Genomic DNA, 23,214 nt, shown 5'->3' with positions numbered 1-23,214 from the left:
TGCTCCTCCCGATTGCGTCGTCCGCGGCCAGCCTAGCGATCGACCCGGACCGCCGACAGGCCACGTGAGGGGGACCTTTCAGGAGTCAATTCACGCATCGGGGGGCTCAGACCCCACGAGCCACATGGAGAAGAACTGGGATCCGCCGCCGTAGGCGTGCCCGAGCACCCTGCGGGCGCCCTCCACCTGGTGTTCCCCGGCCTGTCCGCGTGCCTGGAGGGCGGCTTCGGCGAAGCGGATCATGCCGGAGGCGCCGATCGGATTGGTGGAGAGCACTCCGCCCGACATGTTGACGGGCAGATCCCCGTCCAGTTCGGTGACCCCGGCCTCGGTGAGCTTCCAGCCCTCGCCCTCGTCGGCGAAGCCGAGGTTCTCCAGCCACATGGGTTCGTACCAGGAGAACGGCACGTACATCTCGACGGCGTCGATGTCCCGGCGCGGGTCGGCGATTCCGGCCTGCCGGTACACATCGGCCGCGCAGTCCTTGCCCGCCTGCGGCGACACGGCGTCCTTGCCGGCGAACAGTGTCGGCTCGCTGCGCATGGCGCCGCCCAGCATCCAGGCCGGCGGCCGCGGCGCCCGCGCGGCGCCCGCCCGGTCGGTGAGCACCATGGCGCAGGCGCCGTCCGAGGAGGGGCAGGTCTCGGAGTAGCGGATCGGGTCCCAGAGCATGGGTGAGGCCTGGACTTTCTCCAGGGTGATGTCGTGCTCGTGCAGATGCGCGTACGGGTTCTTGAGCGCGTTCCGGCGGTCCTTGTACGCCACCAGGGAGCCGACCGTGTCGGGCGCGCCGGTGCGCCGCATGTACGCGCGCACGTGCGGAGCGAAGAAGCCGCCCGCTCCGGCCAGCAGGGGCTGCTGGAAGGGGATCGGCAGGGACAGGCCCCACATGGCGTTGGACTCTGACTGCTTCTCGAAGGCGAGGGTCAGGACGGTGGAGTGCACCCTCGCCGCCACCAGGTTCGCGGCGACCAGGGCCGTGGAGCCGCCGACGCTGCCCGCCGTGTGCACGCGCAGCAGCGGCTTGCCGACCGCGCCGAGCGCGTCGGCCAGGTACAGCTCCGGCATCATGACGCCCTCGAAGAAGTCGGGCGCCTTGCCGATCACCACGGCGTCGATGTCGGCCCAGGTCAACTCGGCGTCGTCGAGCGCCCGTCGGGCCGCCTCCCGGACGAGCCCGGCGATCGACACGTCCCGGCGGGCCGCGACATGCTTGGTCTGGCCGATGCCTACGACGGCCACGGGCTCCTTGCTCATCGGGGATCCCCTTCGAGTACGGCGACCAGGTTCTGCTGGAGACAGGGCCCGGAGGTGGCGTGGGCCAGGGCGCGGTCGGACTCGCCCCGGTGGATACGGGCGGCGGCCTCGCCGATGCGGGCGAGTCCGGCGGCCATCATCGGATTGGCGGCGAGAGCTCCCCCGGAAGGGTTGATCCGGGTGGAGTCGTCGAGTCGCAGAGCCTTGCGCAGGACGACCTCCTGCGAGGTGAACGGCGCGTGCAACTCGGCGGTGTCCACGGGCCGTTCGAAGGCTCCGGCCCGCTCGGCCGCCAGGCGGGTGGAGGGCGAGTCGGTCAGGTCGCGGACGCCGAGCGAGTGCGCCTCGATGCGATGGTCGATCCCGCGGATCCAGGCGGGGCGCTCACACAGGTCCCTGGCCCGCTCCCCCGCCGCGAGGACCACGGCGGCGGCCCCGTCGCCGATGGGCGGGCAGTCTCCGGTGCGCAGCGGACGTACCAGGTAATCCCCTTGCGGCACAGGGCCCTTGAGCTGCGCGCGCGGGTTGTCGGTGCTGCGGCTGCGGGCGCCGATCGCGGCCAGTTCGCGCTCGTCCGTGTCGCCCGCGTCGATGAGCGCCTGGGCCTGCAGGGCGGCGAGAGCGACGGAGTCGGGCCACAGGGGGGCGACGTAGTACGGGTCCAGCTGCCGGGTGAGCACGTCGCGCAGGGAACCGGGCGAGGACTTGCCGTAGGAGTACACCAGCGCGGTGTCGGCGTCGCCGGACAGCAGCTTGGTCCATGCCTCGTACAGCGCCCAGGCCCCGTCCGTCTCGACGTGCGACTCGGAGATGGGCGGCCAGGCGCCGACCCCGTCGAGGGCGAGGGTGAAGGAGAAGGCGCGCCCCGCGAGGTAGTCGCAGGAACCCGAGCAGGTGAAGCCGATGTCGGCGGTCTTCAGACCGGTCTGCGCGATGACGTCGTGCAGGACCGGCATGAGCATCTCCACCTCGGACAGTTCCTCGGTGGAGCGCAGGGTGTCGGACTGGGCGAAGGCGACAACCGCGATGTCACGCGTCACAGCAGCTCCTTGTACGTCTCGTAGTCCGCGTCGGGTTCACCGGTGGGCCGGTAGTGGTCCGGGTAACGGCCGCCCTCGGTCCACACCGGCTCGACCCTCAGGCCCATGCGCACCTGGTCGTACGGGATGCCGCCGATCCGGCCGTGCAGCGCGAGGTCGGCGCCGTCGAGGGCGATGTGGGCGTAGACGTACGGCACGTCGATGTCGAGGTTCTTCGCCTTGATGTTGACGATGCAGAAGGTGGTCACTGTGCCGGCAGGACCCACTTCCACCTGTTCCGCCGTGGCCACACCACATGTGGGGCAGGCACCCCTGGGCGGGACGTACACCTTGCGGCAGGACGGGCAGCGCTCACCGACGGCCCGGCGCTCGGCGAGGGCGTTGATGTAGGCGGTCTGGGCGCGGCCCGGCGAGTAGGTGTAGTCGAGGCGGGCCTCGGCGACGATGCCGTGGACCGGGTCCTCGAACTCCCCGGCGTGGACGGTGACTTCGGAGTCGTCTCCGTCGTACGGCTCGAAGCACGCGATGTCGGTGATGGCACCGGTGCGTTCCTCGGCCCACCGGACCCGGACGCGCATGCCGGTGCGGACGGCGTCGGGGCCGGGGGCGTCGAGGGCGTGCAGCAGGGCGGTGTCGGCGCCGTCGAGCTTCACCAGGACCCAGGCGAAGGGCGTGTCCAGCGGCTGACCGCGACGCGGTTGGTGATTCCAGGCCCAGGTGGTGACGGTCCCGGTGATGCCGACGTGGACGAGATCGCGGATCTCCTCGGCGGTGACGGGGTCGTACTCGACGGGCGGGACCAGGGTGCGGCCGTCGCGGGTCTTCACACCGAGGATCACGCGTTCCCGCAGACCGGTCAGAAAGGCGCTCTGGACGGGGCTGAGAGAGCGGGTGAAGGGGAATTCGACGACCAGGGGGGCTTTGAGGACTTCGGGCATCGAGGGCGTGCCTCCTTCGAGGACGGACGCGCGCGGGTGGGCGGACGGTGGCTTGGCGGGCTCGGCGAGTCCAACGCCCCAGGGGCGCGGGGAACTGCGCGACCGGCCACCGACGGCCCGCAGTGTCCGACGCACCTGGGACGAAGGCTCACTCGCGCCGGTAAGCGGGCGGACGCTTCTCCGCGAAGGCGCGCGCACCCTCCTTCGCATCGGCCGTGTCGAAGATCGGCCACCCCCGCTTCAGCTCGGCGGCCAGCCCGGCGGTCTCGGTCATCTCGGCCGTCTCGTAGACCGAGGCCTTCACCGCCTCGACGGCCAACGGACCACAGTCGTTGATCAGTTCGGCGATCTCCAGGGCCTTGGCACGAGCCGTGCCGTCGGGGACGACATGGCCGATCAGCCCGATGTCGGCGGCTTCCCGTGCGGTGTACGGGCGTCCCGTGAGCAGCATCTCCAGCGCGTGCGTGCGCGGGATCTGACGTTGCAGCCGGACCGTGGAGCCGCCGATCGGGAACAGGCCGCGCCTGACCTCGAAGAGGCCGAAGGTCGCCGACTCCCCGGCGACCCGGATGTCGGTGCCCTGGAGCATCTCCGTGCCGCCCGCCACGCAGTACCCCTCGACGGCCGCGATCACCGGTTTGCGAGGGCGGTGATGGCGCAGCATCGCCTTCCAGTGCAGGTCCGGGTCGGCGGTCAGCCGCTCCCGGTACTGCTCGCCGCCGGTGCTCTTGCCCGCGAGGGCCTTGAGGTCCATGCCGGCGCAGAACGAGTCGCCCGCGCCGGTGAAGACCACCGAGCGGATCGAGTCGTCCGCGTCCGCCTCCAGCCAGCCGTCGTACAGGCCGACCAGCATCGGCAACGAGAGCGCGTTCTTCGCCTCGGGCCTGTTGAGCGTGAGCACCAGCGTGGCGCCCTCGCGCTGGATGTCGAGGTGTTCCGTGCCACCCATCGACCGTCTCCCCTCTGCCAGAACGAGAACAGGTTGCAGTAGGCGCCGATGCACTTCAAGGGTTTTCTGACAGACAGTCAGATTTCTTCGCGTGAGCCCTTCACAGTCACGCCGCCCTTTGCTCTGATGACCGGCGAACCGTCACAGAGCCAGGCCGGGACCAGTTCAGGAGGAACGGTGGAGTACAACCTTGCCGACCTGTTCGAGTCGGTCGTCGACGTGGTGCCGGACCGTGAGGCGCTCGCGTACATCGACATTCCCGGTACGGGCGGGGAGCGACGGCTGACGTACGCGGAACTGGACGCCGCGGCCAATCGCATCGGTCACCATCTGCTCGACAGCGGAGTACGGGCCGGTGAGCACGTCGGGCTGCACCTCTACAACGGGGTGGAGTACGTGCAGGCGCTGCTGGGCTGTCTGAAGGCGCGGGTCGTCCCGGTCAACGTCAACTACCGGTATGTCGAGGAAGAGTTGGTCTACCTCTACCGGGACGCGGATCTGGTGGGGCTGGTCTTCGACACCGAGTTCACCGACCGGGTGGCGGCCGCACTGCCGCACGCGGAACGGCTGCGGCACCTGGTACGGGTCGGGGAGGCGGAGCCGGGCGCGCTACCGGCGGTGGACTTCGCTGACGCCGAGGCTTCCGGGTCGTCCCAGCGCGGGTTCCCGGCGCGTTCGGCCGACGACCAGTTCATCATCTACACCGGCGGGACCACCGGGATGCCCAAAGGGGTGATGTGGCGCCAGGAGGACCTGTTCTTCTCCGGGCTGGGCGGCGGCGCACCGACCGGGGAGCCTGTCGAGCGGCCCGAGGAGCTCGCCGAGCGGGTCGCGGCGGGCGGGGCGGGGATCACCTTCTTCCCCACGCCCCCGCTGATGCACGGCACCTCGACGCTGACCGCTCTCATCGGCTTCAACTTCGGCCAACGGGTCGTGCTGCACCGCAAGTTCGTGCCCGAGGAGGTGTTGCGGACCGTCGAGCGGGAGAAGGTCAGCGCCATGTCGCTGGTGGGCGACGCGATGCTGCGGCCGCTCATCGACGCGCTGGAGGGTCCGATGAAGGGCACCGACATGTCGTCGGTGTTCAGTGTGTCCTCGTCCGGCGCGATCATGTCGGACACGGTGAGCCGGCAGTTCCGGGCGCTCGTGCCGAACGCCATGCTGCTCAACAACTTCGGCTCCTCCGAGTCCGGCTTCAACGGGACGGCGACGGAGGACTCCGGCCCCGAGCGCGGCTTCCGGGTCCGGGTCAACTCCCGCACCCAGGTGGTCGATCCGGCCACGCACGAGCCGGTGCCCGTGGGCGAGGTGGGCCGGGTGGCGCAGTGCGGCCATGTGCCGCTCGGCTACTACAACGACCCGCGGAAAACCGCCGAGACCTTCTTCGAGAAGGACGGCGAGCGGTGGGTGCTGCTCGGTGACATGGCCACCGTCGACGAGGAGGGGATCGTCACCGTCCTCGGGCGGGGCTCGCAGTGCATCAACACGGGCGGCGAGAAGGTGTACCCGGAGGAGGTCGAGCAGGCGCTCAAGGCGCATCCGGATGTGTACGACGCGCTCGTGGCCGGGGTGCCGGACGTGAAGTGGGGGCACCACGTGGCCGCCGTCGTGCAGTTGCGCCAGGGGGCGGTGCGGATGTCCCTGGATGATCTCCAGACGCACTGCCGGACGCGGCTCGCGGGGTACAAGGTGCCGCGCCAGCTGGTGATCGCGGAGTCCATCCGCCGGTCGCCGAGCGGCAAGGCGGACTACCGGTGGGCACAGAAGGTGGCGGTGGCGGCCACGGACGGATGACGGCCCCATCCCGGCCCCGTGCGATTGAACCGAACGTGACGTGCGACCGTACTGGTGATGGCAGGCTCGGTCAGCGGGCCCTGTTCGTCATGCCGTCGTGGCAGGACCGCACGCCACAGCAAGACCGCACGGAAGGACCACCGGGTGTCGCTCTTCACGCGCTCTCGTCAACTGCCGGACACCACTCGGGACGAGGCGGATGCGGACGGTGGGGGTGCGACGGGGGAAGAGGTGACGGAAGAGGTCGCAGAGGAGACCGGGACAGTCGAGAGAGGGACGGCCGAGAGCACTGAGGCCGCCGAGACCACTCGGGCCGCCGACACGTCCGAGGCCGGCGAGTCCCCGCGCCCCGGCTGGTTCGGCTGGCGCCGCCGCTACCCCCGTACGGCCCGTGGTGTGTCCGTGGGGACGAGCGTGCTGGCCGGACTTCTGGTGCTGCTCGTGCTGCTCTTTCCGAACCGGCTCGACCACATGAACCTCCGGTCGTTCTTCCGTCTCCCCGTCGAGGCGATCGTCATCGCGGCCGTCCTCCTCGTGGTGCCGCCGAAGGCACGCCGGATCGCGGCGGTCGCCTTCGGGGTGTTCCTCGGACTGTTCACCGTCCTGAAGTTCCTCGACATGGGCTTCTACCAGACCCTGGCCCGGCCGTTCGACCTGGTCTTCGACTGGATCATGCTGGGCAACGCGACGGACTGGCTCAGGGAGACGTTCGGCCGCACCGGCGAGATCCTCGCGGTGATCGGGGTGATCGTCCTTTTCCTCGCCCTGCTCGCACTGTGCACGTGGGCGATGGTCCGGCTGACGAACGTGATGTCCCGACACCGTTCGACGGCCGTCGGTACCACCCTCGTCCTCGGCACGGTGTGGGTCACCTGCTTCACGGTGGGCGTGCAGTTCGGCGGAGTCTCGGTCGCCACCAAGGGCAACACCGAGTTCCTCGCCAACCGTGTGCAGCACGTGCGCAACGGACTGGGCGACGCGAAGGTCTTCGAGAAGGAGTCCGCCGTCGACGCCTTCGCCGCGACCCCTCCCGACCAGCTCCTCACCGGGCTGCGCGGCAAGGACGTCCTCTTCACGTTCATCGAGAGCTACGGCCGGGTGGCGATCGACGACCCGGCGATGGCACCGGAGATGGACGCGACGCTCAAAAAGGGCGACGCGACGCTCAAGGCGGCCGGTTTCGCGTCCCGCAGCGGCTGGCTGAGGTCCCCCGTGACGGGCGCCGGCAGCTGGATGGCCCACTCGACGTTCCTGTCCGGTCTGTGGGTCAAGAACCAGCAGCGGTACCTGAACCTCACCTCCAGCGACCGGGCGACCCTCACCAGCTACTTCCAGAAGACCGGCGACTGGCGCACGGTCGGCATCGTGCCGGGTGTGCGCAAGTCCTGGCCCGAGGGCAAGTACTTCGGCCTCGACCACATCTACGACTCCACGCACCTCGGCTACAAGGGGCCCTACTTCAGCTGGACGCCGGTGCCGGACCAGTTCAGCCTGGAGGCGTTCCAGAAGCTGGAGCACGGCAAGAAGAACCGTGACCCGATCATGGCGGAGATCATCCTGGCGTCCAGTCACAACCCCTGGTCGCCGATCGCCCACACGATCGACTGGAACGACCTCGGTGACGGGTCCGTCTTCGAGCAGATCAAGAAGGAGGGCACGAACCCGACGGAGGTCTGGAAGAGCCAGGAGCGGGTGCGCACCGAGTACCGAAAGGCCATCCAGTACTCCGTGGACAGCCTGACCCAGTGGATGCAGCGCTACGGCGACGACAACACGGTCCTGGTCTTCCTCGGCGACCACCAGCCCGTCCCGACCGTCACCAAGGGCTCCACCAGCAGGGACGTGCCGATCACGATCGTGGCCAAGGACCCGAAGGTGCTGGACCGGGTCGACGACTGGAACTGGACGGACGGCCTCAAGCCCGCCGACGACGCGCCCGAGTGGGGCATGGACAAGTTCCGCGACCGCTTCATGACCGCGTTCGCGAAGTGACGCGCGGCGGCGCGTCCAGGAAGGGCACGACGGCGGTCACCTACCGGACGCCGGGGATCGCCTGAGGGATCGGCCTGGCGGAACCGCCCCCGCTCAGCAGCGTGGGCATGGTGATCCGCCCCATGTGGCCCCACCACACGGGGTCGGGGTCGTTGCGCTGGGCGTCGGTCGCCCGCAGCATGGCCCGGTCGAAGGGCGGGCCGGTGTCCGGGGCAGGACCTGCGTCGTACTGCGGCGAGCGGCTCGGCGATCTCGGCCCAGTCCCCGCCATTCGCACCCCGGCAGCGGCGCCCTGCGGCCCCCAGGACCGGTACGCGAGGCGGCTGTGCGCGCGGGAGTCTTGCTTCGGTGCTGATCGCCTGGATTACTAATCCCAGCACCTCGACCGAATGATCGGTCGTCCGTAATGATGGGGTCGGTGGAAGGGACGTTCCGATGGCGGATACGGCGGAGCTGCTGGACTCGGGCGAACGACTGGATGCCGGGGCGTTGCGGGCGGTGCAGCTGGAGCGGTTGCGGGCGTCGCTGCGGCACGCGTACGAGCATGTGCCGTTCTACCGGGAGTCCTTCGACCGGGCAGGTGTCCGACCGGACGACTGCCGGTCCCTGACCGATCTGGCCGGGTTCCCGTTCACCACCAAGGCCGACCTGCGCGAGAACTATCCGTACGGGATGTTCGCCGTGCCCCGGGACCATGTGCGCCGCATCCATGCCTCCAGCGGCACCACCGGACGCCCCACGGTCGTCGGCTACACCGAGAACGATCTCTCCCTGTGGGCCGACATGGTGGCGCGTTCCCTCCGGGCGGCCGGCGCGCGACCCGGAGACGTGGTGCATGTGGCATACGGCTACGGACTGTTCACCGGCGGGCTCGGCGCACACTACGGTGCCGAACGGCTCGGCTGTACGGTCGTCCCCGCGTCCGGTGGCATGACGGCACGCCAGGTCCAGCTCATCCAGGACCTGGCACCCCGGATCATCATGGTGACCCCGTCGTACATGCTCACGCTGCTCGACGAGTTCGAGCGACAGGGCGTCGATCCGCGGAGCACCTCCCTGCGGGTGGGCGTCTTCGGTGCCGAACCCTGGACCGAGGAGATGCGCCGGGAGATCGAGGAGCGGTTCGCGATCGACGCGGTGGACATATACGGGCTGTCCGAGGTGATCGGGCCGGGCGTGGCGCAGGAGTGCGTGCAGACCAAGGACGGGCTCCATGTGTGGGAGGACCATTTCTTCCCCGAGATCGTCGATCCGATCACCGGGGAGGTCCTGCCGGACGGCGAGCGGGGTGAGCTGGTGTTCACCTCGCTCACCAAGGAGGCCATGCCCGTCATCCGGTACCGGACCCGTGATCTGACCCGGCTGCTGCCGGGCACGGCCCGGGTGTTCCGGCGGATGGAGAAGGTCACCGGCCGCAGTGACGACATGGTGATCCTGCGCGGGGTGAACCTCTTCCCCACCCAGATCGAGGAAATCGTCCTGCGCACCCCGGGCGTCGCGCCCCACTTCCAGCTCCGGCTCACCCGCGAGGGCCGCCTGGACGCCCTCACCGTGCGCGCGGAGGCCCGGCCCGGCGCCACCCCCGAGACCCGCGAGGCCGCCGCGCGGGCCATCGCGACGGCCGTCAAGGACGGCATCGGGGTGTCGGTCGCCGTCGAGATCGTCGAACCGGAGTCCCTGGAGCGGTCCGTCGGAAAGATCCGCCGGACCGTCGACCTGCGCCCCCGCTAGCCCTTCACGCCCCTCACGCCCTTCACGACGAGAACCGGTCCCGCAGCTCCCGTTTCAGGATCTTTCCGCTCGCGTTCCTCGGCAGCTCGTCCACGAACAACACCCGCTTGGGCGCCTTGAAGTGGGGGAGCTTCTCCCGCGCGTGGTCGAGCAGTTCCGTCTCGGTGACCTCGCCGCGAGGGACGACCACCGCGGTGACGGCCTCGATCCACCGTTCGTCGGGCAGGCCGATCACGGCGACCTCGGCGACCGCGTCGTGCGTGTACAGCGCGTCCTCGACCTGGCGTGAGGCGACCAGCACCCCACCGGAGTTGATGACGTCCTTCACCCGGTCGACGATCGTGAAGTAGCCGTGCGCGTCCCGCACCGCGAGATCGCCGGAGTGGAACCAGCCGTCCCGGAAGGCCGCTTCGGTCTCCTCGGGCTTGTCCCAGTAGCCCTCGCACAACTGCGGCGACTTGTAGGCGATCTCGCCGGGCGTACCGTCCGGCACGTCCTTGCCGTTCTCGTCCACGACCCGCGCGTCGACGAACAGGACGGTGCGGCCGCAGGAGTCCATCCGCCCCTTGTGCTCGCCGGGCGCGAGGACGGTGGCGAGCGGGCCGATCTCGCTCTGGCCGAAGCAGTTGTAGAACGCCAGCTTCGGCAGCCGCTCGCGGAGTCGTTCCAGGACGGGCACCGGCATGATCGAGGCGCCGTAGTACGCCTTGCGCAGCCCGCTGAGATCGCGCGTGTCGAAGTCGGGGCGGTTGGCCAGGCCGATCCACACCGTGGGCGGGGCGAACAGGCTGTCCGCGCGGCCCTGTTCGATCAGGTCGAAGAGACGGTCGCCGTCGGGGGCGTCGAGGATGATGTTCGTCGCGCCGACCGCGAGGTACGGCAGCAGGAAGACGTGCATCTGGGCCGAGTGGTACAGCGGCAGCGAGTGCACGGGCCGGTCGCCCGCGCTGAGATCGCAGGCGGTGATCGCGCTCAGGTACTCGTGGACCAGGGCGCGGTGGGTCATCATCGCGCCCTTGGGCAGGGCCGTCGTCCCGGAGGTGTAGAGCAGCTGGACGAGGTCCTCGCTGCGCGGCTCGGGGCCGTCGTACGGCGGTGTCGCGGCGAGGCGTGTCAGCAGCGAGTCGGCGGAGTCCCGCAGCGGCAGCGTGCGTACACCGGCCGGCAGCCGTCCCGCGAGGTCGGGATCGGCGAGGACGAGGGTGCTGCCCGACTGGCCGACGATGTACGCGAGATCGTCACCGGTGAGGTTCTGGTTGACCGGCACATGCACCAGCCCCGCGCGGGCGCAGGCGAGGAAGGCGATCAGATACGCGTCCGAGTTGTGGCCGTAGGCACCGACCCGGTCACCGCGTGAGAGACCTTCACCGAGCAACACGCTCGCCGCACGCGACACCGCGTCGTCGAGCTCCTCGTACGTCCACGATCGCTCGCCGTACTCCACCGCGACGCGCGCCGGGGTGCGCCGGGCGGTGCGGCGCAGCACCCCGTCAACCGTACTGCCGTGTCCAGGCGTCATACGGGACAACCTACCGGTTGGTACGCTCAACCGCTCCTTCCCTCAACGACGTTGGGAGGCACGATGCGCACCCGCCCCAGACGCGCCGTCGTCGCGGCCGTGGCCCTGTTCGCCGCCGTCGGCACACTGCCCGCCGCAGCCGCGCAGGATCAGCGGCGCCAGGAACATCCGTCGCACGGCGGTCTGTCCGCCACCATCCGCTACACCGAGTACGGCATCCCGCACATCCTCGCGAAGAACTACGCCGATCTCGGCTTCGGCACCGGGTGGGCGCAGGCCGCCGACCAGGTGTGCACGCTCGCCGACGGATTCGTGACCGTGCGCGGCGAGCGTGCGCGTTTCTTCGGGGCGGACGCGGCGTCCGACTCGGCGCTCTCCTCCGCCACGAACAACCTCTCCAGCGACCTGTACTTCCGCGGGGTGCGGGAGGCGGGGACGGTGGAGAGACTGATGGCCGAACCGGCGCCGCTCGGTCCGAGCCGTGCGGTGAAGGACCTGATGCGGGGCTTCACCGCGGGCTACAACACCTGGCTGAGGAAGAACCGCATCACCGACCCGGCCTGCAAGGGCGCGGGCTGGGTGCGCCCGGTGACGGTCCAGGACGTCGCCGCGCGCAACTTCGCGCTGGCTGTCCTGGGCGGTCAGGGCCGGGCCGTGGACGGCATCACGGCCGCGCGGCCGCCCGCGTCCACCACCCCGACGGCCGGCACACCGGACGCCCGGGACACCGCCCGCGCGGCCCGGGACCTCTTCGCGGCCGACTCCGCCGACATGGGCTCCAACGCCGTCGCCTTCAGCGGGGCCACCACGGCGAACGGCCGCGGACTCCTCCTCGGCAACCCGCACTACCCCTGGCAGGGCGGCCGCCGCTTCTGGCAGTCGCAACAGACCATCCCCGGCGAACTGAACATCGCGGGCGGCTCACTGCTCGGCTCGGCGACGATCTCCATAGGCCACAACGCCCAGGTGGCCTGGAGCCACACGGTGGCCACCGGCATCACCCTCAACCTGCACCAGCTCACCCTGGACCCGGCCGACCCGACCACGTACCTGGTGGACGGCAAGCCGGAGCGGATGACCGAGCGCCGGGTGACCGTTGCCGTCAAGGACGGCGAGCCGGTGACGAAGACCCAGTGGTGGACGCGGTACGGCCCGGTCGTCACCTCGCTCGGGGCCGCGCTGCCGCTGCCCTGGACCGCCACGACGGCGTACGCCCTCAACGACCCGAACGCCACCAACCTGCGCGCCTCCGACACGGCCCTCGGCTTCGGCAAGGCCCGCAGTACGAGCGAGGTGCTGGGCGCGTTGCAGCGCACCCAGGGACTGCCGTGGGTCAACACGATCGCCGCCGACTCGCGCGGCCACACGCTGTTCACGCAGTCCCAGGTGCTGCCCCGGATCACCGACGAACTGGCCCAGCGCTGCTCCACTCCCCTGGGCAGGGTCACCTACCCGGCCTCGGGAGTGGCGATCCTCGACGGCTCCCGCGGCGACTGCGCCCTCGGCAGCGATCCGGACGCCGTACAGCCGGGGATCTTCGGGCCGGCGAAGATGCCGGTCCTCAAGGACGCGCCGTACGCGGAGAACTCCAACGACAGCGCCTGGCTGGCCAACGCCGAGCGGCCGATCACCGGGTACGAGCGGGTCTTCGGCACCGTGGGCACGCAGCGCTCGATGCGGACCCGTGGAGCCCTCCAGGACGTGTCCGCGATGGCCGCGCGGGGGCGGTTGACCGTACGGGACCTGCAGGCGCAGCAGTTCGCCAACCGGGTGACAGCGGGCGGTCTCGTGGCGGCGGACGCGGCGAAGGCATGTGCCGCGTTCCCCGGCGGTACGGCAACGGGCAGTGACGGCAGGGCTGTTGACGTCAGCGCGGCTTGTGGAGTGCTCGCGGCCTGGGACCGCACCGCGAACACCGACAGCCGGGGTGCGCTCCTCTTCGACCGGCTCTGGCGGAAGCTGCCCGTGGCCCAGTTGTGGAAGGTGCCCTTCTCGGCGACGGATCCGGTGAACACCCCCAACACCCTCAACACCGACTCACCCGCCTTCGCGACGGCCCTCGCGGACACGGTCACCGAACTCAGGGCGGCCGGCATCCCGCTGGACTCGCGGCTCGGGGAGCACCAGTTCGTCGTACGGAACGGCAAGCGCGTCGCCGTTCCGGGCGGCACCGAGTCGCTGGGGGTGTGGAACAAGGTCGAGCCGGTGTGGAACCCGGCGGGCGGCGGATACACGGAGGTGACCACCGGGTCCAGCTACATCCAGGCGGTGGGCTGGGACAGCGGCCGCTGCCCGGTGGCCCGCACCCTGCTGACGTACTCCCAGTCCTCGAACCCGAACTCGCCGCACTACAGCGACCAGACGCGGCTGTTCTCGGCGGAGCGGTGGGTGACGTCCCGGTTCTGCGAGAAGGACATCATGTCGTCGCCGGCGCTGCGGGTCGTGCGGGTGCGCTCATGAGGCTCACACCGGTCGCGGGCGCCCCTCCCAGTACGGTTCCCGCAGCCGCCGCTTGTACAGCTTGCCGTTGGGGTCCCGGGGCATCTCGGTGATGAAGTCGACGCTCTTCGGGCGCTTGTAGCCGGCGAGTTGGGCGGCGCAGTGGGCGAGGAGGTCTTCGGCCAGGTCCGGCCCGGGCGTGTGGCCCGGGGCCGGTTCCACCACGGCCTTGACCTCCTCGCCCCAGTCGTCGTGCGGGATGCCGAAGGCGGCGGCGTCGGCGACGGCGGGGTGCTGGAGCAGGACGGACTCGATCTCGGCGGGGTAGATGTTGACCCCGCCGGAGATGATCATGTCGATCTTGCGGTCACGGAGGAAGAGATAGCCGTCCTCGTCGAGGAGGCCCAGGTCTCCGACGGTGAAGAAGTCGCCTATGCGGTTCTTCTTCGTCTTGGCCTCGTCCTTGTGGTAGGCGAAGCCGCCGGTGTTCATCTTCAGGTACACGGTGCCGAGTTCGCCGGGCGCGAGCGGGTTGCCGTCGTCGTCGAAGATCGCGAGCTCGCTGATGGGCCAGGCCTTGCCGACCGTTCCCGGTTTCTTCAGCCAGTCCTCGGCGGTAGCGAAGGCCCCGCCGCCTTCGCTGGCCGCGTAGTACTCCTCCACGCAGGGCCCCCACCAGTCGAGCATCGCCCGCTTGACGTGGTCGGGGCAGGGGGCGGCGCCGTGGATGGCGTGCCGCATGGACGAGACGTCGTAGCGTGCCTGGACGTCCTCGGGCAGGGCCAGCAGGCGGTGGAACTGGGTCGGGACCATGTGGGTGTGGGTGCACCGGTGTGTGTCGATCAGCCGCAGCATCTCCTCCGGCGTCCACTTGTCCATCAGCACCAGTTGGTGCCCGATGTGCAGGGACGCGGCCGCGAACTGGAGGACGGCGGTGTGGTAGAGCGGCGAGCAGACGAGGTGGACGTTGTCGCCGAAGGGCCGGATCCCGAAGATGCCGAGGAAGCCTCCGAGGTACGCCTCCTCCGGCCGCTTGCCGGGCAGGGGCCGGCGGATTCCGCGCGGGCGGCCGGTCGTACCCGAGGTGTAGTTCATGACCCAGCCGAGTTCGCGGTCCGAGGGAGGTGACTCGGGTTGTCCGTCGAGGAGTTCGGCGTACGGCCGGAAGCCCTCGACCTCGCCGACGGCGTACCGGTGGCTCGCCGCCAGGCCCGCCTCGTCGGCCGCCTGTCGTGCCGCGTCGGCGAAGCGTTCGTGGGCGAGGAGGACCTTGGCGCCGGAGTCGGCGACGATCCAGGCGATCTCGGGGGCCACGAAGTGGTGGTTGATCGGGACCAGGTAGAAGCCGGCCTGGCTGGCGGCGAGGTGCGCCGTGAAAAACTCGGCGCTGTTGGGCAGGACGACGGCGAAGGCGTCACCACGTTCGAGTCCGGCGGCGCGCAGGCCGTGGACGAGCTGGTTGGCGGCGGCGTGCAGGCGGCCCGCGGTCCAGGGCGAGCCGTCGGGGGCGATGAGGACCGTACGGGAGGGATCCTGCGCGGCCTGCGCCCAGAAGCCCGCGGGAGGTGTGCTCGTCACTGGCCGCTCCTTCCGGCGATGCGGTTGATGCGATCGACGGCTTTCTCGAAGCCGCGGGTGAGGTCGTCGAAGACGGCCTGGACACTGCGTTCGCTGGTCATCCGGCCGACGATCTGGCCGACGGGTGTGCCCAGCAGTGGCTCCACCTCGTACTTCTGGATGCGGGACACCGCATCGGCGACCAGCAGGCCCTGCAGGGGCATCGGGAGGGTGCCGGGTCCGTCGGCGGAGTCCCAGGCGTCGGTCCATTCGGTACGGAGCTGGCGCGCGGGCTTGCCGGTCAGCGCGCGGGAGCGGACGGTGTCGCCGGAGCCGGCCGCGAGCAGCTTCTCGATGAGCCTGGGCGAGGGCAGTTCGGCCTCTGTGGTGGTCAGCCATATGGAGCCCAGCCACACACCTTGAGCCCCTAGTGCCAGTGCGGCCGCCACCTGCTGACCGCTGCCGATGCCGCCCGCCGCCAGCACGGGCAGCGGGTCCACGGCGTCGACGACCTCGGGCGTGAGGACCATGGAGGCGATGTCCCCGGTGTGTCCGCCGGCCTCGTAGCCTTGGGCGACCACGATGTCGATGCCGCCCTCCTTGTGCTTGACCGCGTGCCGGGCGCTGCCCGCGAGGGCGGCGACCAGGACGTCCTGGTCGTGTGCGCGGGCCACCACGTCGGCGGGCGGGGAGCCGAGGGCGTTGGCGAGCAGCCGGATCGGATAGTCGAAGGCGACGTCCAGCTGGTTGCGGGCGACCTGCTCCATCCAGCCCGTGATGCGCCACCCGGACACCTCGCCCTCGGCGAGTTCGGGCACGCCGTACTTGGCGAGGGTGTCCTTGACGAACTGCCGGTGCCCCTCCGGGATCATCGCCTCGACATCCGCCTCGGTCACCCCTTCGACCTTCTTGGCGGGCATGACGACGTCCAGGCCGTACGGCTTGCCGTCGACGTGGGCCTCGATCCAGTCGAGGTCCCGTTTGAGTTCGTCGGGCGCCGTGTAGCGGACCGCGCCGAGCACTCCGAAGCCACCGGCCCGGCTGATGGCCGCGGCGACGGCGGGGAACGGCGTGAAGCCGAAGACGGCGTGCTCGACTCCCAGTTTCTTGCTCAGCTCCGTCTGCATGGGCGCAGGATGCCGCAGACCTGCGGACGACGGAAGAGGTTTTCTGATGCTCCGTCAGATTCAGGTCGCGGAGCGGAGCCGTGCACGGGACGGGGCCGGGGACCGGCGGCTCAGCCAGGGATGTCCAGCCGCTGGGTGCCGACGACCGACAGCAGCCGTAGCGCCTCTTCGGACGGGGAGCCGGGTACCGCCGTGTAGATCACGACGCGTTGGTCGCGGTCGGCGATGTCCAGGACGTCACAGTTGACGGTGACCGGGCCGACCACGGGGTGGTCGAAGGTCTTGCAGAGGGTGGGGCGGGTCGTGACGTCGTGGGCGGCCCACAGCCGGGCGAACTCCTCGCTGCCGTCGAGGAGTTCGGCCACCAGGCCGCTCACCTCGGCGTCGTCAGGATAGCGGGCGGAGACGGCGCGCAGCTGCTGCACCGAGGCGACCGCGAACTCCTCCCTGTCCGACACCCCGTACAGGCGCCGTCCCTCCGGGTACGGGCCAAGGAAGGCGCGCCGGACGAGGTTGCGGTCGCGGCGGGAGAGGGCGGAGAAGTCCTCCATGAGGGCCGCCGCCAGGTCGTTCCAGGCGATGACCTCGTAGGTGGCCGACATGACGATCGCGGCGGCCTGCGGCAGCCGGTGCAACAGGTCGACGACGCTCTGGCGCACCTCACGGGAGGGACCGGGCCGCGGACCGGGCGGGGTGCCGGCCAGGTGGTGGAGGTGGTCGCGTTCGGCGTCCGACAGGCGCAGGGCGCGGGCCACCTGTGCCAGGACCTCCAGGGAGGGGCGGGGGCCGCGCGCCTGCTCCAGCCGGGTGTAGTACTCGGTGGAGATGTACGCCAGCTGCGCCACCTCCTCGCGGCGCAGGCCCGGGGTACGGCGGCGCGGTCCGGCGGGCAGCCCCACATCGGAGGGGGCGATGCGCTCGCGCCGGCTGCGCAGGAAGTCGGCCAGTTCTCGTCGGTCCACGTCCCCAGTGTGCGGGGGTCCCGGGTCGCCCAGCCAGGTACCACCTGTGCCTGGATAGGGATCACGGCCGGAGGAAGGCTCGTCGGCATGACCAACACCACGATCACTCCCCTGCTCGCCGACAAGGTCGCCTTCGTCACCGGTGCCGGACGCGGCATCGGCGCGGCGGCCGCACGGCTGTTCGCCCGGGAGGGCGCCCGCGTTGTGCTCGCCGCCCGCACCGAGACCCAGCTGAAGGCCGTGACCGAGGAGATCCGGGCGGCCGGCGGCACCGCCGACTACGTCCTGTGCGACCTCGCCGACCCGGCGAGCGTCCAGGCCGCCGTGGACCGGGCCGTCGAGTTGTACGGCAGGCTCGACGTCGCCTTCAACAACGGGGCGACGATCCAGCAGCCCGGGCCCATGGACCGACTTCCCGAAGCCGACTTCGACCATGTCCTCGCCGTCAACCTCAAGGGCCCTTGGCTGGCGATGAACGCCGAGGTCGCCGCGATCCGCGCCACCGCCGGAACCGGCGCGATCGTCAACAACTCCAGTGTCGGCAGCCTGATGGCCAACCCGTGGCTGCCCGTGTACGGGGCCGCAAAGCGGGCGGTCAACAGCCTCACCGCGTCGGCCGCCGCCACGTACGGCCCGGAGGGCATCCGGGTCAACGCCATCGCCCCCGGCACCACGCTGACGGAGATGATCGACGAGTGGGAGGCGAGCTCCCCGGGCATCGTCGAGCAGCTCGTCGCACAGACCCCGCTGGGCCGCGGTGCCGACCCGGCCGAGATCGCCGAGGCCGCGGCCTGGCTGCTGAGCGACCGGGCCTCGTACGTCACCGGCGTGGTGCTCCGCGTGGACGGCGGCAGCCAGGCCTGAGGGGTGGGCGCGGTGAGCGGGGCACGGCATCCGGCCTGAGGGCACACGCACTCGCCCGACGCATCGCAGCCGGGCCCAAAGGCAGACGCACGCTCCCAGGGCACGGCAGGCGGGCGCGAGCAGCGTGCGACAGCCGCGCCCGAAGCCAGGCGCACACGAACGGAACGCGGCAGCCGGCGCGAAGGCAGGCCACGCGGCCGTGCGTCAGTCGCCCAGTTCCTCCAGCACGGCCATCGCCGCGTTGTGCCCCGGCACCCCGCTCACCCCGCCGCCGCGCACCGCGCCCGCCCCGCACAGCAACACGTTCGCGTGCCGGGTCTCCACTCCCCACCGCCCGGTGCCCTCCTCGGCGTACGGCCAGGACAGATCCCGGTGGAAGATGTTGCCGCCGGGCAACCGCAGGTCCCGCTCCAGGTCGAGCGGGGTCTTCGCCTCGATGCAGGGCCGGCCGTCCGCGTCCGTGGCCAGGCAGTCGGCCAGCGGTTCGGCGAGGTGCGCGTCGAGCTGGGCAAGAGTCGACTTGAGGAGTTCCTCACGTACGGCGTCGTTGTCCCGGTCGAAGAGGCGGGCCGGGGTGTGCAGACCGAACAGGGTGAGCGTCTGGTAGCCCTGCTCGACGAGGTCCGGGCCGAGGATCGTGGGGTCCGTGAGGGAGTGGCAGTAGATCTCCGAGGGCGGGGCGGTGGGGAGCCGGCCGGCGGCGGCCTGGGCGTGGGCGGTGGCCAACTGCTGGTAGCCCTCGGCGATGTGGAAGGTCCCGGAGAACGCCTCGCGCGGGTCGACCTCGCTGTCGCGCAGCCGCGGGAGGCGCTTGAGGAGCATGTTGACCTTGAGCTGCGCGCCTTCGGCGGGGGCGGGCGGCCGGTCGCCGGTGAGGGCGGCGAGTTCCCGCGGTGAGGCGTTGACCAGGACGTGCCGGGCCGCGACGGTGCCCTCCGCCTCCCCGGTGCGGTACGTGATCTCCGCCGAGCCGCCGTCCGTGGAGATCCCCACGACCTCGTGGCCGGTGGCGAGGACCGCGCCGGCCTGCCGTGCCGCGGTCGCCAGGGCGTCGGTGAGGGCGCCCATGCCGCCGACGGGTACGTCCCAGGCACCGGTCCCGCCGCCGATCACGTGGTAGAGGAAGCAGCGGTTCTGCTTGAGGGAGGGATCGTGGGCGTCGGCGAAGGTGCCGATGAGCGCGTCGGTCAGCACCACACCGCGGACCAGGTCATCGGCGAAACGATCCTCCACGGCCACGCCGATCGGCTCCTCGAACAGGACCCGCCAGGCCTCCTCGTCGTCCACCCGTAGACGCAGTTCGTCCCGGGTGGGCAGCGGCTCGGTGAGGGTGGGGAAGACCCTCTGCGCGACGCGGCCCGTCATGTCGTAGAACCGCTGCCAGGCCTGGTACTCGCGTTCGCCGCCGGTGAGCTTGGCGAAGGCATCCCTGGTGCGGCGCTCGCCGCCGCCGACGAGCAGTCCGGTCGGCCTGCCGTCGCGTTCGACGGGGGTGTACGACGAGACGTTCCGGGTCCGGACCCGGAAGTCCAGGCCGAGGTCACGGACGATCTTCTTGGGCAGCAGGCTGACCAGGTACGAGTAGCGCGACAGCCGGGCGTCCACGCCCGTGAACGGCCGGGTGGAGACCGCGGCTCCCCCGGTGTTCCCGAGCCGTTCGAGGACCAGTACGGACCGCCCGGCGCGGGCCAGGTAGGCGGCGGCGACCAGGCCGTTGTGGCCGCCGCCCACGATGACGGCGTCGTAGGCGCGGTGGAGTCCCTCGCGTGCAGGCATGGTTCTTCGTAACACGTGATGATCTAGGTCGGCCAGAGGTGGGCGGCACCCGGCGGTGACGGTCACTGCATGCCCGAGGCCCGCTGCTGCCGCAGTACCGCCACTCTCCGGTAGAGGTCCACCGCCTCCGCGCCCCGGCCGAGCTGTTCCAGGCAGTGCGCCTCGTCGTTGCGGCTGGCGAGGGTGTCGGGGTGATCGGCGCCGAGAACGCGCTCGCGGGCGCCGGCCACCGTGCGGTACTCGGTGAGGGCGTCGGTCCAGCGGCCGAGCCAGCCGAGACCGACGGCGACCTCGCGGCGGCTGACCAGGGTGTCCGGGTGGTCGGGGCCGAGGACTCGCTCGCGGATCGCGCACACGTCCCGGGACTCGGCGAGGGCCTCTTCCCAGCGGCCGAGGCGGCCGAGGTTGACGCCCAGGCCGTGGCGGGCGCGCAGGGTCTCGGGGTGGGCGGGCCCGTGGACGCGGGTGCGGTCCTCGATCAGGTCGCGGTAGAGGCGGAGTGCGTCGGCGCTGCGGCCGAGGCGGCCGAGGCTGATGCCGACCTCGTAGCGGGCGGCGAGGGTGTCGGGGTGATCGGGGCCGAGGGCTTGGGCGCGGGCCTCGGCGACCTCGTGGTAGGTCTGCAGGGCTTCCGCCCAGCGGCCCAACTGGCCGAGCGCGTAGGCGACTTCGTAGCGGGTGACGAGGGTGTCGGGGTGGTGGGGGCCCAGCACCCGGGCGCGCGCGACGGCCACTTCGCACGCCATGCGGTAGGAGTCCTCCAAACGGCCGAGCCTGCTGAGGTTGAAGGCGAGGTTGTGACGACAGCGCAGGGTGTCGGGGTGGTCCGGGCCCATCCCGCGCTCGCGGGCGGCGAGCACCGAGGTGTAGACCTGGTGGGCGTCGAAGTGGCGGCCCAACTGGCCGAGGACGTACGCCATTTCCTGACGGACGGCGAGGGTGTCGGGGTGGTCGGCGCCCAGGGTGCGGGTCCTGGTCGCGGCCACGTGCTTGTACGCGCGCAGGGCGTCCGCGGCGCGGCCGGTGCGGCTGAGGGTGAAGGCGACCTCGTAGTGGCTGGCGAGGGTGTCGGGGTGGTCGGGGCCGAGCAGGTGCTCGCGTTCGGCGGCGACCGCGCGGTGCACCTCGCCGGCCTCCGCCCAGCGGCCCAGGCGCCCGAGGCTGAGTCCCGCGTTGTGCCGCCCGGCGAGTGCCGTGAGGGCCTGCGCGGAGGGCACGGACGGCACGTCCGGCACGGGTTCCTCGACGCGGCCGGTGGCGGGGCGGGCGATCCACTCGCCGGTGAGAGCGGCCCCGGCGTCCGGGGGTGTGGTGACGAGACCGGCGCCGGTGGCCTTGTGGCCGGTGGTCATACCCCGGGTCCAGGACGGCAGCCGGGTCTCGCGCGGGCGGGCGGGGTCGGGCCACTCCTGCGGGCGGAGGTCGGGCGGCTCCTGGGGCCGGAAATCGGGCCGCGGGGTGACCACGGTGGGCACGTACGCCGGTGTGGTGCGGCCCAGGGTGATCCGGCGGCCCAGCTCACGGGCGTCGCGCGGGCGCTGTTCGGGCTGTTTGGCCAGCAGGTCGAGGATGACCCTGTCGAGGTACGCGGGGAGTTCGGCGCGGTGGCTGCGCGGCGGCCGGGGCGGGGTGTCGCGGTGGCCGACGAGGATCGCCCACGCGTCCTCCAGGTCGAACGGCGGTGCCCCGGTGGCGATCTCGTACAGCACGCACCCCAGGGAGTACAGGTCGCTGCGCTCGTCGACCTCGGAACCCCCTATCTGCTCCGGCGACATGTAGTGCGGGGTGCCCATCGCGATGCCGGTGCCGGTCAGCCGGGAGGTGAAGTCGACGTCGTGGCCGAGCCGGGCGATGCCGAAGTCGCAGATCTTCACGGTGCCGTCGGTGAGGCGGACGATGTTCGCGGGCTTCAGGTCCCGGTGCACGATGCCCTGCTGATGGGTGTAGGCGAGGGCGGCGGCGACCTGCTCGGCGATCTCGATGACGTCGGCGACGGGCAGGGGGTGCTGTTTGTTGTCCTCCAGGAGCTGGCTGAGGTTGCGCCCCTCCAGGAGCTCCATCACCAGGTAGAGGACGCCGTCGGACTCGCCGAAGTCGTGGACGACGGTCACCCCCCGATGGCTGAGCGCGGCGGCCACCCGGGCCTCGCGCCGGAACCGCTCCCGCAGGACCCGGGTGAAGCTCTGGTCGTGCTGCCCGCCCAGCGGCTTGAGGCACTTCACGGCGACATGACGGCCCAGTGACTCGTCGCGGGCCCGCCACACCTCACCCATGCCCCCGCGCCCGATCAGATCGAGCAGCCGGTACCGCCCCTGGATGACCCTGCTGTCCCCCATCTGCTGCGACCGCCCCCGTCGAACTCGCCCCGCCACCCCTGGCCCGTCCAGTATGGCGACCTATCGTCCGAGTTTGTACGGGGCGGGGCGGGTGCCGGGGCCGAGCCGGTCCATGGCGCGCAGGATGTGCTTGGGCGGGAGTTGCCAGCGCAGACGTGCGGGAACGCAGCGCAGCAGGGTGCCGGTGGCGCGCAACTGGCGGGTGACAGTGGTGGGCTCAGGGGCTTTCCTGCCGTACAGCTCATGGGCGTACGGCGGCAGGGCGGCGTATGCCAGCTGCGCCACGCGCCGCCACAGCACCGCGCGCGCCGGGACGAGAAGGGGGTGCGTCGGCGGCCGGAGCAGGAAGTCGTCCACCTCGCGGGCCTCGGGAGTAGCCGCGAGTTCGGGGAGCGCCTTCTCGAAGTAGGCGGCCATCTCGACCTGGTCGGCCGGTACGGCGTCGGGGTCCAGGCCCACCAGGCGGGCGCTGACCCGGTGCTCGGATATGTAGCGGTCCGCCAGCTCGTCGGTGAGACGGAAGCCGGAGCGGCGGGCGACCTGGAGATAGGAGTCGATCTCGGCGCAGTGCACCCACAGCAGGAGCTCGGGTTCGTCGACGCCGTAGCGTTCACCGGTGTCGGGGTCGGTCGCCCCGAGCATGCCGTGGATCTTGCGGACCCGGGCGCCGGCCTTCTCCGCGGCCTCGGTGGTGCCGTAGGTCGTCGTGCCGACGAAGTTGGCGGTCCGCATCAGCCGGCCCCAGGCGTCGCGCCGGAAGTCGGAGTTCTGCGTGACGCCGCGCAGGGCGCGCGGGTGCAGGGCCTGGAGGTAGAGCGCGCGGATGCCGGCGACCCACATCATGGGGTCGCCGTGCAGCTGCCAGGTCACGGACGATGGACCGAACAACCCCGGATCAGCCGTCATGTCGGCAGTGTGACCACGATCGCCGGT

17 protein-coding genes are annotated in these 23,214 nt (G+C 71.1%); 5 read left to right on the top strand and 12 right to left on the bottom strand.

All coding sequences use genetic code 11. The features are described 5' to 3' along the window. Positions 1 to 90: 90 nt before the first annotated feature. From ACZ39I_RS19855 to ACZ39I_RS19840, 4 genes are all read right to left on the bottom strand, one after another. Positions 91 to 1,257: a thiolase domain-containing protein gene (locus ACZ39I_RS19855; RefSeq protein WP_467245651.1), complete on the bottom strand. Its 1,167-nt coding sequence runs from the start codon at positions 1,255 to 1,257 to the stop codon at positions 91 to 93. Next, positions 1,254 to 2,297: a thiolase domain-containing protein gene (locus tag ACZ39I_RS19850; protein ID WP_467245650.1), complete on the bottom strand. Its 1,044-nt coding sequence runs from the start codon at positions 2,295 to 2,297 to the stop codon at positions 1,254 to 1,256. Before ACZ39I_RS19850 ends, ACZ39I_RS19855 begins: the two co-directional genes overlap by 4 nt. Further along, entirely contained in the window at positions 2,294 to 3,235 is a 942-nt protein-coding gene (locus tag ACZ39I_RS19845) for a Zn-ribbon domain-containing OB-fold protein (protein ID WP_467245649.1), read from the bottom strand. Before ACZ39I_RS19845 ends, ACZ39I_RS19850 begins: the two co-directional genes overlap by 4 nt. Before the next feature lie 148 nt (positions 3,236 to 3,383). Continuing rightward, entirely contained in the window at positions 3,384 to 4,184 is an 801-nt protein-coding gene (locus ACZ39I_RS19840; RefSeq protein WP_467245648.1) for a crotonase/enoyl-CoA hydratase family protein, read from the bottom strand. A gap of 177 nt (positions 4,185 to 4,361) precedes the next feature. Between ACZ39I_RS19840 and ACZ39I_RS19835 the strand changes: the two genes are divergently transcribed. Continuing rightward, complete coding sequence (locus ACZ39I_RS19835) at positions 4,362 to 5,978, top strand: acyl-CoA synthetase (RefSeq protein WP_467245647.1); 1,617 nt, start codon at positions 4,362 to 4,364, stop codon at positions 5,976 to 5,978. Positions 5,979 to 6,122: 144 nt separating this feature from the next. Then, positions 6,123 to 7,970 carry an LTA synthase family protein gene (locus ACZ39I_RS19830; RefSeq protein ID WP_467245646.1) on the top strand — a complete coding sequence of 616 codons (1,848 nt, stop codon included), beginning with the start codon at positions 6,123 to 6,125 and terminating at the stop codon, positions 7,968 to 7,970. A 40-nt stretch (positions 7,971 to 8,010) separates the two neighbouring features. Here the strand turns inward: ACZ39I_RS19830 and ACZ39I_RS19825 are convergent, their stop codons facing one another. Beyond that, positions 8,011 to 8,151: a hypothetical protein gene (locus tag ACZ39I_RS19825; RefSeq protein ID WP_467245645.1), complete on the bottom strand. Its 141-nt coding sequence runs from the start codon at positions 8,149 to 8,151 to the stop codon at positions 8,011 to 8,013. A 254-nt stretch (positions 8,152 to 8,405) separates the two neighbouring features. On the opposite strand from ACZ39I_RS19825, the gene paaK reads away from it, so the two are divergent. Then, positions 8,406 to 9,701 carry a phenylacetate--CoA ligase PaaK gene (paaK, locus tag ACZ39I_RS19820; protein ID WP_467245644.1) on the top strand — a complete coding sequence of 432 codons (1,296 nt, stop codon included), beginning with the start codon at positions 8,406 to 8,408 and terminating at the stop codon, positions 9,699 to 9,701. A 22-nt stretch (positions 9,702 to 9,723) separates the two neighbouring features. On the opposite strand, the gene ACZ39I_RS19815 is transcribed toward paaK, so the two are convergent. Further along, positions 9,724 to 11,220: an acyl-CoA synthetase gene (locus tag ACZ39I_RS19815; protein WP_467245643.1), complete on the bottom strand. Its 1,497-nt coding sequence runs from the start codon at positions 11,218 to 11,220 to the stop codon at positions 9,724 to 9,726. A 63-nt stretch (positions 11,221 to 11,283) separates the two neighbouring features. On the opposite strand from ACZ39I_RS19815, the gene ACZ39I_RS19810 reads away from it, so the two are divergent. Beyond that, positions 11,284 to 13,680 (top strand): penicillin acylase family protein, encoded by a 2,397-nt coding sequence (locus ACZ39I_RS19810; RefSeq protein WP_467245642.1) that lies wholly within the window; start codon positions 11,284 to 11,286, stop codon positions 13,678 to 13,680. Positions 13,681 to 13,683: 3 nt separating this feature from the next. Here the strand turns inward: ACZ39I_RS19810 and ACZ39I_RS19805 are convergent, their stop codons facing one another. From ACZ39I_RS19805 to ACZ39I_RS19795, 3 genes are all read right to left on the bottom strand, one after another. Continuing rightward, positions 13,684 to 15,237: an acyl-CoA synthetase gene (locus ACZ39I_RS19805; RefSeq protein WP_467245641.1), complete on the bottom strand. Its 1,554-nt coding sequence runs from the start codon at positions 15,235 to 15,237 to the stop codon at positions 13,684 to 13,686. Beyond that, positions 15,234 to 16,343: an NAD(P)H-dependent flavin oxidoreductase gene (locus tag ACZ39I_RS19800; protein WP_451475427.1), complete on the bottom strand. Its 1,110-nt coding sequence runs from the start codon at positions 16,341 to 16,343 to the stop codon at positions 15,234 to 15,236. The genes ACZ39I_RS19805 and ACZ39I_RS19800 overlap by 4 nt, the downstream gene beginning before the upstream one ends. A 110-nt stretch (positions 16,344 to 16,453) precedes the next feature. Next, a complete protein-coding gene (locus ACZ39I_RS19795; protein ID WP_467245640.1) occupies positions 16,454 to 17,305 on the bottom strand; it encodes a helix-turn-helix transcriptional regulator in 852 nt (283 codons plus the stop codon). An 87-nt stretch (positions 17,306 to 17,392) separates the two neighbouring features. Between ACZ39I_RS19795 and ACZ39I_RS19790 the strand changes: the two genes are divergently transcribed. Then, positions 17,393 to 18,169 carry an SDR family NAD(P)-dependent oxidoreductase gene (locus ACZ39I_RS19790; RefSeq protein WP_467245639.1) on the top strand — a complete coding sequence of 259 codons (777 nt, stop codon included), beginning with the start codon at positions 17,393 to 17,395 and terminating at the stop codon, positions 18,167 to 18,169. A gap of 204 nt (positions 18,170 to 18,373) precedes the next feature. Here ACZ39I_RS19790 and ACZ39I_RS19785 read toward each other — a convergent pair whose 3' ends face one another. The 3 genes from ACZ39I_RS19785 to ACZ39I_RS19775 form a co-directional block, all read right to left on the bottom strand. Beyond that, positions 18,374 to 19,945: a phytoene desaturase family protein gene (locus ACZ39I_RS19785; RefSeq protein WP_467245638.1), complete on the bottom strand. Its 1,572-nt coding sequence runs from the start codon at positions 19,943 to 19,945 to the stop codon at positions 18,374 to 18,376. Between the two features lie 62 nt (positions 19,946 to 20,007). Next, on the bottom strand, positions 20,008 to 22,281 hold the full coding sequence (locus tag ACZ39I_RS19780) for a serine/threonine-protein kinase (protein ID WP_467245637.1): 2,274 nt from the start codon (positions 22,279 to 22,281) through the stop codon (positions 20,008 to 20,010). A gap of 60 nt (positions 22,282 to 22,341) precedes the next feature. Then, a complete protein-coding gene (locus tag ACZ39I_RS19775; protein ID WP_467245636.1) occupies positions 22,342 to 23,187 on the bottom strand; it encodes an oxygenase MpaB family protein in 846 nt (281 codons plus the stop codon). Positions 23,188 to 23,214: the final 27 nt, after the last annotated feature.

The organism is Streptomyces sp. NPDC024687 (assembly GCF_055559055.1).
This window is presented reverse-complemented; position numbering and strand designations above follow the sequence as displayed.

Coding starts and splice junctions, on each gene's coding strand:
- ACZ39I_RS19855 (WP_467245651.1), bottom strand. CDS start 1,257: ATGAGCAAGGAGCCCGTGGCCGTCGTAGGCATCGGCCAGACCAAGCAT.
- ACZ39I_RS19845 (WP_467245649.1), bottom strand. CDS start 3,235: ATGCCCGAAGTCCTCAAAGCCCCCCTGGTCGTCGAATTCCCCTTCACC.
- ACZ39I_RS19840 (WP_467245648.1), bottom strand. CDS start 4,184: ATGGGTGGCACGGAACACCTCGACATCCAGCGCGAGGGCGCCACGCTG.
- ACZ39I_RS19825 (WP_467245645.1), bottom strand. CDS start 8,151: ATGCTGCGGGCGACCGACGCCCAGCGCAACGACCCCGACCCCGTGTGG.
- paaK (WP_467245644.1), top strand. CDS start 8,406: ATGGCGGATACGGCGGAGCTGCTGGACTCGGGCGAACGACTGGATGCC.
- ACZ39I_RS19815 (WP_467245643.1), bottom strand. CDS start 11,220: ATGACGCCTGGACACGGCAGTACGGTTGACGGGGTGCTGCGCCGCACC.
- ACZ39I_RS19810 (WP_467245642.1), top strand. CDS start 11,284: ATGCGCACCCGCCCCAGACGCGCCGTCGTCGCGGCCGTGGCCCTGTTC.
- ACZ39I_RS19800 (WP_451475427.1), bottom strand. CDS start 16,343: ATGCAGACGGAGCTGAGCAAGAAACTGGGAGTCGAGCACGCCGTCTTC.
- ACZ39I_RS19790 (WP_467245639.1), top strand. CDS start 17,393: ATGACCAACACCACGATCACTCCCCTGCTCGCCGACAAGGTCGCCTTC.
- ACZ39I_RS19785 (WP_467245638.1), bottom strand. CDS start 19,945: ATGCCTGCACGCGAGGGACTCCACCGCGCCTACGACGCCGTCATCGTG.
- ACZ39I_RS19780 (WP_467245637.1), bottom strand. CDS start 22,281: ATGGGGGACAGCAGGGTCATCCAGGGGCGGTACCGGCTGCTCGATCTG.
- ACZ39I_RS19775 (WP_467245636.1), bottom strand. CDS start 23,187: ATGACGGCTGATCCGGGGTTGTTCGGTCCATCGTCCGTGACCTGGCAG.